We start from the raw sequence: 15772 nt of genomic DNA, 5'->3' as shown, positions 1-15772 counted from the left end.
TCTGCAATATCCCTGTTAACGCTGCAGCATCAAGGTTTACACGCTGCAGACTTTTGATAAAACAGGAGTTACTCGTATGAAGAAGTTCGCTCTCGCTACCGCAACAGCTACCGCTCTGACCCTGGCCATGGCTAACGCCGCCTTCGCCCAACCTACCCAGGCGCCAATGACTCTGGCTGCTGGCGAGATGACCAAGGCTAAAGAGTCCACTTCGGATACCTGGATCACCACCAAAGTCAAAGCTGACTTGCTGACTGAAAAAGGCATTCCAGGTTCGGACATCAAGGTTGAAACCAACAAAGGCGTGGTTTCCCTGTCTTCCGACGTAGCTATCTCGGACTCGCAGAAAGCGACTGCCGTAGCCATCACCAAGAAAATCAAAGGCGTAACCGCTGTTTCCGCTGACGGCCTGTTGGCTGGCGGCGCTGTCAAAGCCGATAACATCGACAAATCCAAAGATGCCACTTCGGACACCTGGATCACTACCAAAGTGAAGGCTGATCTGGTTACCGAAAAAGGTATTCCTGGTACCGACATCAAGGTTGAAACCAACAAAGGCGTGGTTTCCCTGTCGTCCGCTACCCCAGTGACCGAATCGCAGAAAGCCACTGCTGTTGCGATCACCAAGAAAATCAAAGGCGTTAAAGCTGTATCGGCCGACGGCCTGAAAGCTGAGTAACGCTCGACAGTTCGTCTGAACTTAGCGGCGGCGGCGCGTGAGTTAGATATCCACTCAATGCACCTCTGAGGTTCATGCGACCGACCACACGGAAGTGGTCATTACAGGCCCCGGCACTTTGTGTCAGGGCCTGTTCTATTTCACGCAGCAATTAAACGTGGCGATCCAGCGTGCTGTGGTTAGCGAGCTTGCCCCAACCGGAGCCGGCTTCCCCCGCCGACCCTCACCGCACTCAAACCTGTCCTACAGAGGCTGAATGACGCCTTGCATCACTCAGCATCCAGATGCATCGGTGTCACCACCCGACCATCCTTCTCAGCCTGCCCCAGCTGCGCGTCAATGAAGTAAACCCGGTCGTCCTCCAGTTGCCCTTTATCCACAAGGTAATCCTTGATGGTGCTGGCACGGTCTTGTCCCAACTGGCGCAGTAACACATCACTGCCACTCCAGAACTTGATCACGCCGTCCTTGAGTTTGGCCGAGCGTTCGTCTCGGCTCAGGTCTTTCCACTCCGCAGGCGGCTGCTGTTTCAAGCGGGTGCGGTAGATGCCTTCGAGCAACGGGGCTTTTTCGTTTTCCGGGACCTGCAGTAACGACGCCTGGGCTGGAACCTTGTCGCCCCGACGTTGCAGCATCTTGTAGTAGTTGTATTGGTATTCGCGCTCCAGGCGCTGTTCAGCCAGGAATGGCCCGTCGCTGCTGGCTGCGGCGGTGCCTTCGATTTCCAGGCGCAGGGCAGGGCGTTCTTTAAGCGCTGTGGCCAGTTTATTCAGCGCGCCCTCGGCGTCTTTGCTCAATTCACTGGAGCCGGGCGCGAACGATACGTTGCCCAAATCTTCTGAACCGCCGCCGGTGACCAGCCCACCAATGAATTTGAAAGGCGCCGTGGCGGCGCGAACCACCAGGTTACGCAAAGTCTGCCAAACGATCGGCATGACACTGAATTGGGGGTTATTGAGGTCGCCACTGACGGGCAGCTCGATGGAGATCTTGCCATCACTGTCCTTGAGCAGCGCGACCGCGAGACGGATCGGCAGATCCACGGCATCGGCGCTGTCGACTTTTTCGCCCAGTTGCAGCTGCTCTACCACGACTTTGTTTTCGGCCTTCAATTGTCCCTTGATGATTACGTAATGCAGGTCGAGATTCAGGCGGCCCTTACGAATGCGGAAGCCCGCGAATTTGCCCGAATAAGGCGTGAGGGTAGTCAGCTCTACCCGTTTAAAGCTGGTGGCGATGTCCAGCGCCGCCATCGGGTCGAACGGGTTGACACTGCCTTTGATGGTCACTGGCGCATAGCGGTCCACCTTACCCTTGATATCGACGCTGGCAGGCTTGGCCTGGCGACTGTCGATGGTACCGATCTGGCCGTTGAGCTGTTGAATCGCCGTGGCGAAGTTGGGCGTGAGACTGAAGTCGGCGAAATTGGCCGAGCCATCGTTGATCGCAATCTGCCCAATGCGAATGCCCAGCGGTTTGTCTTTACTCGCGGCCGGTTTGGCCGCCGACTTGGCGCCAGTGTCCGCCGGCTGCGGGATCAGCAGGTCATCGACGTTGGTGGTGCGGTCATCGTTGATCATGAAACGGGCATACGGTTGCAGCAGGTTGACCTTGTCGATCGACAGGCTTTCGCCATGTTGGTAATTCACGCCTTCGAGCACCAGACGCTGCCATTTGAGAAAGTCGCGGGTCTTGAGGGTGTCGAGGGTATGCAGTTGATCGACCTGCGCCCGGCCGGTCACCTGCAGCGCCAGCGGATCGGTGCTTTTCAGATTGACGGCGAGATTACTGCCCAGCATGCCGCTGCGCAGTTCCAGGCGAATGAAGGGGCTGATATAGGACTGGGCGACGCGCAGGTCGATGTCCTGGGTATTCACGTTGAGCCTGGCGCTGACCGGGTTGAGGTTAACCTCGCCACTCGCCTGGAGCTTGCCTTGTTTACCCACGCCGCTATCGATCTTCAGGTTGAAGGGGCTGCCGTTGAGGCTGTCGAAGTTCTGCATGTCGACGTTCAGCGGGCCCAGCTCCAGTGCGACCGCAGGCTTGGCCTGACGATCGGCCAGATGCACTTGGTAGTTGCGCAGTTGCACATCCTTGAGCAGCACTTGCCAGGGTTTGCTTGGCGCGGCGGGCTCAGCCTTGGGCGAGTCAGCGGTGGCAGGGGCGCTGGCCGGCTCCGCCGCCTTGGCCGGTTTGCTCGGTTGGCCGGCGAACAGTTTCTGCCAGTCGAGTTGCCCGTCGGCCTCACGCGCGGCCCAGGTTTCGAGTTTATTGCTGCGAATCTTGCCGACGACCACTTGTTGTTTGGCCAGGTCCACCGTGGTGTCGCTGACGTCCAGGCGCTCCAGGCGTACCAGTGGCCGCCCGTCCGGCGCCTTGATGGCAAACGGCGCGATACTGGCGGCGGTGTTGGTCAGGTTCAGTTCGGTTTCTTTGGCAAGACTGAATTTATAGTCGGTGCTCAGGTTGAGCACGCCATCCTCAAGCACCAGTGGCAAGGCGTCACGCACATAGGGCCACCAGGCTTTCATCTTGCCGTCGGTGACTTTCAGGGTGCCCTGAGACGTAATCGGCACCAGGCTGAAATTACCTTTCCAGTCGATATGCCCACCCTCGGGGCCGGCGGCGACCAGGGTCATGTCGGCGTTGTCTTCGGGCAGGGTACTGAGGTTCTTCAGTTCGAAGTCGAGCTTGTCGTAGAGGAATTCGATGGGCTCGCTGGGGCGCAGGTCCTCAAAGTGCACATAGCCACCGGCCAGCTTGATGCTGTCGATACGCAGCGGAAAGGGCTTGGCGTCAGGATCAGTCGGCGTTGGCTCACTGGGTGGCAGTTTGAACAACTGCGCCAGATTCAGTTGGCCGGATTTGTCGAACAGCAATTCGGTTTTAGGCTTGTCCAGTTGCACATCGGCCAGGTGCAGGGCGCGGGACCATAAGCTGTCGAGTTGAAGATTGGCGTACAGGCGCTCGAAACCCACATGCTCCTTGCCCGGTTCTCCGATTTTCAGGCCCCAGACCGTCAGCTCAAGGCTGAACGGGTTGAGTTCGATCCGCTCGATGCGTGCCGGCACCGTGGCGTACTCGGCCAATTGTTGGTTGGCAATGCGAAGGCCAATGCCGGGGAGGATCAAAAAGCCCAGTAAGCTGTACAAGGCCAGGGCAGTCAACAAGGCGCCGGCGGCGCGGATCAATCCTTTGGGCATGGGTGACGCCATCTATGTCGAACAAGGAGTGCCTTGGAGTATGGCACGGGTTTTCGGTTCCGAAGAACCGGGCGTTTGAGACAAGTCTTACAGCTGCAAGATCAGCGTTTTCAGGGGCGGCTGATGATCCTGGGAAGGGAAATCCGCGCCCGGAGCCATTACTTTCCAATCACGTACCGGGCGTCCGGCTTTTTCCGCGCAGCGCAGCACCTGTTCACGCCAGTCGTCCATGCTGACCTTTGCCAGGTTATTGCAGCAGATCAGCACGCCGTTGTCGGCCGTCGCAAGCAGAGCGGGCTTGAGCAGGCTCTGATAGTCGCGAAGCAGGTCGACGGTGCCGAAGGCGCTCTTGGCCCACGCGGGTGGGTCGAGCACGACCAGGTCGTACTGGCGCTGTTCCAGGCGTGGATAGCTCGGCAGTTTATGCCCGCGCCGCTGGGTGATCGGCAGGCCGGCCAATTGGCGGATCGCCGGGAAGTAATCCGACTGCACGAAATGCATGGGCGGTAGTTGAGGGTTGAGCTGGCCGTTTTCGCGTCCGACCGCCAGGTTGCCCTCGGCGAAGTCCAGGTTGCACACTTCGCTCGCGCCACCGGCGGCGGCGCTCAGGCCCACGCCGCAGGTATAGGCGAACAGGTTCAGCACGCGCTTGCCGGCCGCCTGTTCCTTGACCCAGCCGCGAGTGTTGCGCAGATCGAGGAACAGCAGCGGGTCCTGGCCGGCATGCCGACCACGCACGCGGTACTTGAGACCCCATTCATGGCCCACCAGATCTTCCAGCGCGGCGGGTTCGGCGCGGTATACCGTGTCTTCGCGATCGATCCGCGAGTTGCCGCGAGAGCGGTCGTTGTACACCAGCAGCAATTCCAGGCCCATGTGCTGATTGATCTGTCGATGCAGGTCCAGCAGGTCGGTGGTTGGCAGCGATTGATGAAAACTCTGCACCAGCAATTGCGGGCCGTAGCGATCGATGGTCAAGCCGCCCACGCCTTCCTGGCTACCGTGAAACAGTCGATAGCAGTCGGTGCCTTGAGCATGCAGTTCGTTGATCAGCGCCTGGCGGTGATCGAGGGCGGCGCGCAGCGCCTGATTCAATGAAGACATGGAGCGCGCCTTGCGTAGGGGATGTGGGCAGAAGGGCGCGCAGTTTAGCAGCTATGGCAGGCCGGCTACAGCAACCCCATCCGGCGATGGGCACGTTGCACCGAGCCGTTGCGCATCGCCCAGCGCAGCAACGGTGCACTGCTCTTGACCCCGGCGCGGATCATCCGCCGTTGCAGCGGGCTCTGATGCTGGTCGAGCAAGGCGCTGGCCCAGTCCGGCAGCAGGTCGATGCCGGCCTGCATCATCAAGGCGCCCAGCGGTCTGGCCAGTGGGCTTGGCGCAGGCGCATTGAGCAGAAGGTGCAGCACCTCCCGGCTGCGCTCGTCGCACAGCAGCTGTGGGCGGATTCGCTGCAGATACTCGGACATTTGCTGCCTGGAACGCGGTACGTCCTGCGCGCCCAGGCGTTCGGCAACCAGTGCGATTTCGCTGTAGTAACGGTCCTGATCGGCGCCCGAAAGATGCGGGTTGCGGTAGCGCAGATGGGCGGCGAGAAAGTTGCTCACTTCCGCCACATGCACCCAGGTCAGCAGTGCCGGATCGCTCGCCGCGTAAGGGCGCCCGTCCGGCGCATGGCCGACCACTTGCAGGTGGATGGTGCGCACTTTTTCGATCAGCCACTCGGCATCCTTGCGTGAGCCGAAGGTAGTGCCGGAAATGAACTGCGAAGTACGGCGCAGACGTCCGAGCATGTCCTGACGGAAGTTCGAATGGTCCCACACCCCGGCGAGAGCCAGTGGGTGCAAGGCTTGCAGCATCAACGCGCTGATCCCGCCGATCAGCATGCTGCTGAAGTCGCCATGCACTTGCCAGCTGACGGAGTCTGGCCCGAACAGGCCCGGATCGCCCTTGGGGTTTTCCAGGTCCAATTGGCCCAGAGACAGGCCCGTCATACTCATCAACTGGGTTTCGATACGGCTGCGGATAAATTCCATGACGACTTGAGGCTTCCTATCGGTTCAGGCGTTTGTCGATCAGGCCATCCACTACGCTCGGATCGGCCAGGGTTGAGGTGTCGCCGAGGCTGTCCAGTTCGTTACAGGCGATTTTGCGCAGAATTCTGCGCATGATCTTGCCGGACCGGGTTTTCGGCAGGGCCGGTGCCCATTGAATCAGCTCCGGTTTGGCGAAACTGCCGATTTCCCGGCTGACCAATTCCAACAGGTGTTGTTTCAGCGCCTCGCTGGGCTCCACACCGTTCATGGGCGTGACAAACGCATAGATACCCTGGCCCTTCACATCATGGGGGTAGCCCACCACGGCGGCTTCGGCCACTTGATCGTGCAGGACCAGTGCGCTTTCCACCTCGGCAGTGCCGATACGGTGGCCGGAGACGTTGATCACATCATCGATGCGCCCGGTGATCCAGTAATCGCCGTCCTCATCGCGTCGTGCCCCGTCACCGGTGAAGTAGTAGCCGGGATAGGGTTTGAAATAGGTGTCGACCATGCGCTGCGGATCGCCGTATACGCTGCGGATCTGCCCCGGCCAACTGGCTTTGATTGCCAGCACACCGCTGCCAGGGCCGGTAATGACGTTGCCTTGTTCGTCCAGCAGCACCGGCTGCACGCCAAACATCGGCTGGGCAGCGCAGCCGGGTTTGATGCGCTGGGCGCTGACCAACGGGCTGAGCATGATGCCGCCGGTTTCGGTCTGCCACCAGGTATCGACAATCGGGCAGCGTTGTTCGCCCACGGCGTTGAAGTACCAGTCCCAGGCTTCCGGGTTGATCGGCTCGCCCACGCTGCCCAGCAGCCGCAGGCTGGCGCGCGAGGTGCTTTCCAAGGGGCCGTGGCCTTCACGCATCAAGGCGCGCAACGCGGTGGGCGCGGTGTAGAAGATATTGACCTGATGCTTATCGATCACTTGCCAGAAGCGTGAGCTGTCGGGGTAACTGGGCACGCCTTCGAACATCAGCGAGGTGGCACCGTTGGCCAGCGGCCCATACACGATGTAACTGTGGCCGGTGACCCAGCCGACATCGGCGGTGCACCAGAAGACTTCGCCAGCGCGGTAGTCGAGCACGTACTTGAAGGTCATCGCCGCCTGCAGCAGGTAGCCACCAGTGGTGTGCAGCACGCCTTTGGGTTTGCCGGTGCTGCCGGAGGTATACAGGATGAACAGCGGGTCTTCGGCATCCATCGGCTCGGGTGGGCAATCATCGTTGGCGGCGGCCAGGGTTTGTTGATATTTCAGGTCGCGACCATCGCTCCAGTTCACGGCCGCCCCGGTGCGTTCCACCACCAGCACGGTGCTGACATCTGGGCAACTGGCCAGGGCTTTGTCGACATTGTTTTTCAGTGCCACCGGCTTGCCGCCGCGCACGCCCTCGTCGGCGGTGATCACGGTGCGGCAATCGGCATCCAGGATGCGGTCACGCAGGGCGTCCGGCGAGAATCCACCGAACACGACCGAGTGCACCGCACCGATGCGCGTGCAGGCGAGCATGGCGTAGGCAGCCTCGGGAATCATGGGCATGTAGATGCACACCCGGTCACCTTTTTTCACGCCACGGCTTTTCAGTACGTTGGCCAGGCGGCAAACGTTCTGGTGCAGTTGGCGGTAGGTGATTGTGCTGGAGTTTGTCGGATCGTCGCCCTCCCAGATAAAGGCCGGCTGATCGGCGCGTTTTGCCAGATGGCGATCAATGCAGTTATAGCTGACGTTCAACTGGCCGCCGGCAAACCATTGGGCGGCGCCGGTAGTGATGTCTGACTGTTGGACGGTATGCCATGGGGTTATCCAGTCGAGAAAAGCGCTGGCCTGTTCGGCCCAAAAGCTATCGGGTTGCTCGATGGATTGGCGGTACAGGCGCTGATAGTCCTTTTGACTGAGTTGCGCAGCCCGGCGGACGGCATCGGCGGCGGGAAACGTGCTGATATCGAACATGAGCGGTCCTTATTCTTGTTGTCGGGACAAGGCATAAAGATGCACCCAGTGCGGGGAGGGGGCAAGGCCAACGTCCAAACGACGTTGGCCCGGCAGGCACTGCTATCAGCCGCGGTGACGGCCGCGGAAGTAGTTGATCAAGCCCTGCGTCGAAGCATCCTCGGCCGAGGTTTCTTCGGCGCCGGTCAGGCGGTTGTACACGCCTTTGCCCAGTTCTTTGCCCAGTTCCACACCCCATTGGTCGAAGGCGTTGATCCCCCAGATCACACTTTGTACGAACACCTTGTGTTCATACATGGCGACCAGAGCACCCAGGCGCCGCGGGCTGATACGCTCGACCACCAGGGTGTTGCTCGGACGGTTGCCGGGGATCACTTTGTGCGGCGCCAGCTTCTGCACGTCGTCTTCGGCGATGCCTTTGTCCCGCAACTCGGCTTCGGCTTCACTGCGGGTTTTACCCAGCATCAGCGCCTGGCTCTGGGACAGGCAGTTGGCGTACAGCCACTGATGGTGGTCGGATACAGGATTGAAGCTGACGATCGGCACGATAAAGTCGGCCGGGATCAGTTGGGTCCCTTGATGCAGCAACTGGTGGTACGCATGCTGACCGTTGCAGCCCACGCCGCCCCAGATGACCGGGCCGGTATCGGTAGCCACTGGCGTACCGTCCTGGCGCACGCTCTTGCCGTTGGATTCCATGTCCAACTGCTGCAAGTGCTTGGTGATGTTACGCAGGTAGTGGTCGTACGGCAGGATCGCATGGCTCTGCGCGCCCCAGAAGTTGCCATACCACACGCCCAGCAGGCCCAGCAGCACCGGCATGTTGGCCTCGAACGGCGCATTCTGGAAGTGCTGGTCCATGGTGTAGGCACCGGACAGCAGTTCCTTGAAGTTGGACATGCCGATGGCCAGGGCGATTGGCAAGCCAATGGCCGACCACAGCGAGTAACGACCGCCGACCCAGTCCCACATCGGGAAGATGTTTTCTTCGCGGATGCCGAAGGCCACGGCCGCCGCGTTGTTGCTCGATACGGCAATGAAGTGGCGGTACAGCTCAGCTTCCGAACCACCCTGGGCCAGGTACCAGGCGCGGGCGGCCTGGGCGTTTTTCAAGGTTTCCAGGGTGTTGAAGGATTTCGACGAGACGATAAACAGCGTGGTCTCGGCGCGCAGCTTCATGGTCAGTTCGTGGAACTCACTGCCGTCGATGTTTGCCAGGTAGTGGCAACGTACGCCTTTGTGGGCGTAGGACAGCAGTGCTTCGGAGACCAGCTCCGGGCCTAGGAACGAGCCACCGATGCCGATGTTCACCACGTCGGTGATCGGCTTTTCGGTGTAGCCACGCCACAGGCCGTCGTGGATGCGGCCGACCAGGTCGGTGATCTGGTTCAGCACCTTGTGCACGTCCGGCATGATGTTCACGCCATTGACCGACAACTTGTCGCCTACCGGGCGGCGCAGCGCGGTGTGCAGGGCAGGGCGGCCCTCGGAGGAGTTGACCGGTTCGCCGGCGTACAGCGCGTCGATGGCGTCCTTGAGGTTGACTTCCTTGGCCAGGGCTACCAGCAGGTCGCGGGTTTCGCTGGTGATCAGGTTTTTCGAGTAATCGAGGAAAAGCCCGCAGCTGCTCAAGGTGAATTGGGAAAAACGCTGGGGATCGGCATTGAATGCTTCGCGCATGCTGAAATCCTGCATGGCTTGGCGGTGTTGAGTGAGCGCTTGCCAGGCGGGCAGAGCGGTAACGTCATGAGGGGTGCGGTAGTACGCCATCGCTGCGGGTTTCCTTTTATTACGGGGACTGCCTTTAGGACACTTCAAAGCCCGGAACGTCCAGTCTTTTATCAAGGGCTGGGTGCCAGACAGCGCTAACCATAGCGCAGGGCGATTACATTAAACCTCGCGTGTGCATATGTCTTGGCTTTGTCTGTGCTGTAGCCGGTACTTTTTTATACCGGCACAGCGGATGGGGCAATGGCGGGGCGTCGGGAGGGGTCAGTCGAGGGTCAGGTGCAGGTTATCGATCAGGCGCGTCGTGCCCAGGTAGGCCGCGGCCAGAATTACCACGTCACGGTCTTCGGCCATGGCCGGGCGCAGGTGTACGCCCTGGCGCACTTCCAGGTAATCCAGGCGCAGGCCGGCAGCTTCGATGTGCTGGATCTGCTCGGCGCGCAGCCTGGCGAAATCGCGGTCTCCGGTTTTGATCGCCGCGGCCATCTGGCTGAGGCTGCGGTACAGCACTGGTGCGATGGCACGTTGTTCGTCACTCAGGTAGCCGTTGCGCGACGACAGCGCCAAACCATCGTCGGCGCGGACCGTCGGTTCACCGATGATCTGGATCGGCATATTCAGGTCGCGCACCATCGCGCGGATCACGGCCAATTGCTGGTAGTCCTTCTGACCGAACACGGCCATGTCCGGCTGGACCATGTTGAACAGCTTGCTGACCACCGTGGCCACGCCCTCGAAGTGCCCGGGGCGACTGGCGCCGCACAGGCCTTCGGACACTTGCGGGACGCTGACGCGGGTCTGGCCGGCCATGCCGTCGGGGTACATCTCTTCAACAGTGGGGGCGAACAGCAGGTTGCAACCGGCCTGCAGGAGTTTTTCCTGGTCGGCGGCCAGGGTGCGCGGGTATGTGTCCAGGTCTTCGCCGGCACCGAATTGCAGTGGGTTGACGAAGATACTGGCGACGACGAAGTCGGCCTGCTGCGCAGCCTTGGTCACCAACGTGGCGTGGCCGCTGTGCAGGTTGCCCATGGTGGGCACAAAGCCGATGCGCTTGCCGGCCTTGCGCGCATGGGCCACGGCGGCGCGCAGTTCTCTTACGGTTCTTACGGTGTTCATGCAGAAAATCCGTGTTCGGCGCCCGGGAACGTCACGCCTTTGACTTCGGCGACGTAGGCGCTCAAGGCGGCGTGAATGCTGTCCTGGCCGACCATGAAGTTCTTCACGAACTTGGGTACGCGGCCGCTGATCGACAGCCCGAGCATGTCGTGCAATACCAGCACCTGGCCATCGGTGGCGGAGCCTGCGCCGATTCCAATCACAGGCACTTTGACCGCTTGGGTGATTTCCGCCGCCAGTTCGCTCGGCACGCATTCGAGCAGAATCATCGCGGCGCCGGCTTGCTCCAGCGCGATGGCATCGGCGCGCATCTGCCGCGCCTGGGCTTCCTGGCGGCCTTGCACTTTGTAACCGCCGAGCAGGTTGACCGACTGCGGGGTGAGGCCCATGTGCGCACACACTGGCACGCCGCGCTCAGCCAGCAGGCGGATCGAGTCGGCAAGCCACACGGCGCCTTCGACCTTGACCATGTGCGCACCGGCCTGCATCAGCTTGCCGGCATTCGCGAACGTTTGCTCCAGGGTGGCGTAACTCATGAACGGCAGGTCGGCGATGATGAACGCGCCGTCGTTCCCGCGCTTGACGCTGGCGGTGTGGTACGCCAGTTCATCCGTGGTGACTGGCAGTGTGCTGTCATTCCCTTGAAGAACCATGCCCAGGGAATCACCTACCAGCAACACCTCGACGCCGGCCTGGCAACTGGCGTGGGCGAAGGTGGCGTCGTAGCAGGTGAGCATGGTGATTTTTTCACCTTTGAGCTTGAGGCTCTGCAAGGTGGTCAGGGTAATGTCTGGCATGAAAAGGGTCCTCGTTCAGGCGCTTGGAAACAGCGAGTAACGCGCGTGAGTCTTCGTTTATACAGGCGCACCGTCTTGATAGCAGTGCTTATAAGGCCTGGATTGCGCCCTTTAGCGCCGGGTTGGCGGCAGCAGGACGCCTATAGTCGTGAGGAGGACACGGGAAGTCAATTGGATGTGTTACCGCATTGTTACGATGGCGGTGTTACCGCTGTTACTGACGCGATTCAGCAACGGGGAGCCGTTCCAGGCCGACAAACGGGCAGGCTTCCAGCAAGGCGCTGAGGCGTCTGCCATCCGGCAATTGCAGCTCGGCAGGCGCCAGTTCCGCCAATGGATACAACACGAACGGACGCAGGTGCAGCTGGTAATGGGGCACCTTCAGGCGCGGCTCGTCGATCAGGCGATCGCCAAATAACAGGATGTCCAGGTCGAGCGTGCGAGGGCCCCAGCGCTCGAGGCGTTCGCGACCCTGGTCATTCTCGATGGCTTGCAGTGCATCGAGCAGGTCCAGTGGCGCCAGATCGCTGTCCAAGGCCGCGACCGCGTTGGTATAGCGCGGTTGGCCGGGCAACAGGGAATCGCTTTGATAGAAAGCGGAAACGCCGGCGAGGGCAGTGCCGGGCAGGCCGGCCAGTGCTTGGACTGCCCTGTGCAGCTGCTGGTCCGGGGCAGCCAGGTTGCTGCCCATGCCGATGTAGATACGTTCCACGCTTATTCGCCTGCGGCGCCCGAAGCATCGGCGGCGCTGCGTTTGCGCTTGGCGCCGCTGCGACGCCGTTTTTTCGGTCCTTCGCCGGCGGCATCACCTTTGCTGCCCAGCTCACGGATCATCTCGCGTCGCCCGCTGTCGTTGGCGTCCTGATAGTCGGTCCACCATTCGCCCAGGCCGTCGGTCTGCTCCCCGGCACTTTCGCGCAGCAGGAGGAAGTCGTAGCCGGCGCGGAAGCGTGGGTTTTCCAGCAATAGATCGGCGCGTTTGCCGCTGCGACGCGGCAGGCGCTCCTGCATGTCCCAGATCTCGCGGATGGGCAGGGTAAAACGTTTAGGGATGGCGATGCGCTGGCACTGCTCGGTGATCAATTCGTGAGCGGCTTCCTGCATCGCCGGAATCGGCGGCATGCCGCGTTCCTGCAGGCGCAGCACGCGTTTTGGCAGGGCGGGCCACAACAGCGCGGCAAACAGGAAGGCCGGGGTCACCGGTTTGTTTTGTTTGATGCGCAGGTCCGTGTTGATCAGCGCTTCACTGATCAGCGTGTGGGTGTAAGTCGGGTTGTATTCCAACGCTTCGGCACTGGCCGGGAACAGCGGATCGAACAGCTGCAGGTCGACAAGCATTTCGAACGTGTCGGCGGCGTAGCCTGAGAGGAACAGCTTGAGGACTTCCTCGAACAGGCGTGCCGAGGGGATTTCCCGCAGCATCGGCGCCAGGTCGCGGATCGGCGCGGCGGTGTGTTTTTCGATACCGAAGTTCAGCTTGGCGGCGAAGCGCACGGCGCGCAGCATGCGTACCGGGTCTTCCTGGTAGCGCTGGGTCGGGTCGCCGATCAGGCGGATCAGGTTGTTGCGAATGTCGTGCACGCCGTTGGCGTAGTCGAGGATGCGCTCACTGACCGGGTCGTAATACAACGCGTTGATGGTGAAGTCGCGGCGCTGCGCGTCCTCTTCCAAAGTGCCATATACGTTGTCACGCAGGATGCGTCCGCTTTCGTTGCGGGAAGACTGGTTGGTGTCTTCCTCTTCATCGTTTTGCGGGTGGCCTGCGCGGAACGTGGCGACTTCGATGATTTCTCGGCCAAAGTGGATATGCACCAGCTTGAACCGGCGACCGATGATCCGCGCATTGCGAAACTCGGCACGCACTTGTTCGGGCGTGGCGCTGGTGGCCACGTCGAAATCTTTAGGCGTGATATTGAGCAGCATGTCGCGTACGCAACCGCCTACCAGGTAAGCCTGGTAGCCGGCGTTCTGCAAACGTTCGACGATATTCACCGCATAACGACTGAACTGAGCGCGCTGCAACGAATGCTGGCTGCTGTTGAGCACTTCAGGCGTGCTGCGTTTGTGTTGCGTACGACGCAAGGGAGAACGGAATGACTGGAACAACTTCTTCAGCATGGGATGCACTGTTTGAAGGAATGTTCGGCCATAACGAAGAATGACCGCATGATGGGCCGGGATTCTAGCATTTAGTCAGGGGATGGTGTAGGAACAAGCTACAGGCATTGCGCCATAGGCTCTGGAACGTCAAATCGCGGAAACTACAAGGGGAGCCGAAGCTCCCCCAGAAGTAGTTGCGTGCTCTATTTTTATTATTGGTCGGGCTTCTTGTTTTTGTTGATCGCCCTCGCCATGAAGCTTCACCTTCATGACACTCCCAATCGGGAGTCAAGAGCAAACGGATTGCTTTGGTCGCTGTGTTGCTGATCTACGATCCAACCAGTTCAGGCTCTGCCTTAGGGCAGTTTTTGTTGTTCTCGGCCTGGTTGCGGGGCAAGCCCCAAATGCAACGCCTCTCCAAAAGAATCAGTTAGCTGCGCCTCCGCCGTGTTGTTTTTGTTATGCGTGAGTCGATTCGTCTTATTTTTATTGTCTTGTACAAAGCTTGTTATTGTTTTTGTACTAAGCATATAGCAGGGTGCGTGCCAACTTTTTCAAAGCCCAGTAAAACCGGGGGTTTGAGGTGGTTTCGGCTTTTTGACGGACGAAAAAAAGCCGGGGCTTCGTTACCGTAAGCCCCGGCTTTTGTTACGCGAATTGTCTGCGGTAACAGTTTTTTCACATTCTTCGGTGTTACCTGCGTACGCGCCTCAGCTTTCGCTGGCCACGCCGGTCTTGCGCCGCGGAATGCCTAGGCGCTGACGTCGTTCCCACAGGCACTTGCGGCTTACGCCTAATTTGCGCGCCAGCTCGGTCTCGGTCATATGGTCCTGATGCTCCAGGACGAAATGCTGGAAGTAATCTTCCAGCGACAGATCTTCCGTCGGCTCATGGCTGGTGTTACTGGCCGCGCCCTGCTGTGGGGCAAGGCCGATGAACTCATCGTCTTCCAGGTCACTGAGTTCAATATCGATGCCCAACAGCTCGGCGGAGATTTCCGGGCTTTCCGACAGGATCACCGCGCGCTCCACGGCGTTTTCCAGCTCGCGCACGTTACCCGGCCATGAGTAATGCCGAATAGCCTGTTCGGCATCCGGAGCAAATTTCAGGTCGGTTCGGTTGATGCGCGCACTCTGGCGTTGCAGGAAGGCACTGGCGATTTCGTTGACGTCGGCGCCGCGCTCACGCAGCGCCGGGAGTTTGAGGGCGATCACGTGCAGGCGGTAGTACAAGTCTTCACGGAACTGGCCAATCTTGGCCAGGCTCTTGAGGTCGCGGTGGGTCGCGGCGATCAGACGCACATCGACCTTCTGCGATTGCACCGAACCGACCCGGCGAATTTCGCCTTCCTGCAGCACGCGCAGCAAACGCGCCTGGGCTTCCAAAGGCAGTTCGCCGATTTCGTCGAGGAACAACGTGCCGCCGTCCGCCGCCTCCACCAGGCCGGCGCGTCCAGCGCTCGCACCGGTGAAGGCGCCTTTTTCGTGGCCGAACAGTTCGGATTCGATCAGCGATTCCGGGATCGCCGCGCAGTTCACCGAAATCATCGGTGCCTTGGCGCGCTTGGACAAGTTGTGCAGGGCGCGGGCTACCAGTTCCTTACCGGTCCCGGACTCACCCTGGATCAGTACATTGGAGTCAGTAGGCGCGACTTTGCGGATCTTGCTGTACAGGTCCTGCATCGGCGGGCATGAGCCGATAATGCCGATCTCGCCATTGCTGTTGTCCACACCGGGCTTTTCGGCACCGTTGGTGGCTTTGCCGGCGGGGCGTTGTTCGGCCTGCACGCTGCCGGCCGACTGCCGGTCGCGCAGGATGCGGGCCACTGCCTGAAGCATTTCGTCATGGTCGAAAGGCTTGGCGATGTAGTCCACCGCGCCCATCTTCATGGAGTCCACCGCCGAGCGCAGGCTGGCGTAGCTGGTCATGATCAGCACCGGCGTGCCCTGGCCGAGTTTTATCAACTCGGTCCCAGGCGCGCCCGGCAGGCGCAGGTCGCTGACGATCAGGTCGAACGTAGGAATGCTGAAGCGCTCCTGAGCTTCCTGTACCGAGCCGGCTTCGCTGACCTGGTACTGATTACGTTCAAGCAGGCGACGCAGGGCAGAGCGGATAATGGTTTCGTCTTCGACGATCAAAATGTGCGGCATTGATTC

General features: G+C 60.4%; 11 protein-coding genes. 1 reads left to right on the top strand and 10 read right to left on the bottom strand.

The window, feature by feature from the left end:
• Positions 1 to 76: 76 nt before the first annotated feature.
• Positions 77 to 679, top strand: a complete 603-nt coding sequence (locus tag PSH94_RS21610) for a BON domain-containing protein (protein ID WP_181080011.1) — start codon at positions 77 to 79, stop codon at positions 677 to 679.
• 269 nt (positions 680 to 948) lie between these two features.
• Here the strand turns inward: PSH94_RS21610 and PSH94_RS21605 are convergent, their stop codons facing one another.
• From PSH94_RS21605 to PSH94_RS21560, 10 genes are all read right to left on the bottom strand, one after another.
• Positions 949 to 3882: a DUF748 domain-containing protein gene (locus PSH94_RS21605; protein WP_253509401.1), complete on the bottom strand. Its 2934-nt coding sequence runs from the start codon at positions 3880 to 3882 to the stop codon at positions 949 to 951.
• 87 nt (positions 3883 to 3969) lie between these two features.
• Complete coding sequence (locus tag PSH94_RS21600) at positions 3970 to 4986, bottom strand: class I SAM-dependent rRNA methyltransferase (RefSeq protein ID WP_253509399.1); 1017 nt, start codon at positions 4984 to 4986, stop codon at positions 3970 to 3972.
• A gap of 65 nt (positions 4987 to 5051) precedes the next feature.
• Positions 5052 to 5921 (bottom strand): oxygenase MpaB family protein, encoded by an 870-nt coding sequence (locus PSH94_RS21595; RefSeq protein WP_305435737.1) that lies wholly within the window; start codon positions 5919 to 5921, stop codon positions 5052 to 5054.
• 16 nt (positions 5922 to 5937) lie between these two features.
• Positions 5938 to 7875, bottom strand: coding sequence for an acetate--CoA ligase (acs, locus tag PSH94_RS21590; protein WP_305435736.1), 1938 nt, complete (start codon positions 7873 to 7875; stop codon positions 5938 to 5940).
• Between the two features lie 105 nt (positions 7876 to 7980).
• The gene (gene pgi / locus PSH94_RS21585) at positions 7981 to 9645 is read right to left on the bottom strand and encodes a glucose-6-phosphate isomerase (RefSeq protein WP_181080006.1); all 1665 of its coding nucleotides are present in this window, start codon (positions 9643 to 9645) and stop codon (positions 7981 to 7983) included.
• A 222-nt stretch (positions 9646 to 9867) separates the two neighbouring features.
• Positions 9868 to 10719, bottom strand: coding sequence for a pantoate--beta-alanine ligase (gene panC, locus PSH94_RS21580; protein ID WP_305435734.1), 852 nt, complete (start codon positions 10717 to 10719; stop codon positions 9868 to 9870).
• Entirely contained in the window at positions 10716 to 11516 is an 801-nt protein-coding gene (gene panB, locus PSH94_RS21575) for a 3-methyl-2-oxobutanoate hydroxymethyltransferase (protein WP_253509391.1), read from the bottom strand. Before panB ends, panC begins: the two co-directional genes overlap by 4 nt.
• 214 nt (positions 11517 to 11730) lie before the next feature.
• Positions 11731 to 12228, bottom strand: coding sequence for a 2-amino-4-hydroxy-6-hydroxymethyldihydropteridine diphosphokinase (gene folK / locus PSH94_RS21570; protein ID WP_181080003.1), 498 nt, complete (start codon positions 12226 to 12228; stop codon positions 11731 to 11733).
• A 2-nt stretch (positions 12229 to 12230) separates the two neighbouring features.
• Positions 12231 to 13634, bottom strand: a complete 1404-nt coding sequence (locus PSH94_RS21565) for a polynucleotide adenylyltransferase PcnB (RefSeq protein WP_181080002.1) — start codon at positions 13632 to 13634, stop codon at positions 12231 to 12233.
• Positions 13635 to 14326: 692 nt separating this feature from the next.
• Positions 14327 to 15766, bottom strand: coding sequence for a sigma-54 dependent transcriptional regulator (locus tag PSH94_RS21560; protein ID WP_181080001.1), 1440 nt, complete (start codon positions 15764 to 15766; stop codon positions 14327 to 14329).
• Positions 15767 to 15772 lie beyond the last annotated feature (6 nt).

It is taken from the genome of Pseudomonas sp. FP2254, from assembly GCF_030687695.1.
Classification (GTDB): Bacteria; Pseudomonadota; Gammaproteobacteria; order Pseudomonadales; family Pseudomonadaceae; genus Aquipseudomonas; species Aquipseudomonas quebecensis.
This window is presented reverse-complemented; position numbering and strand designations above follow the sequence as displayed.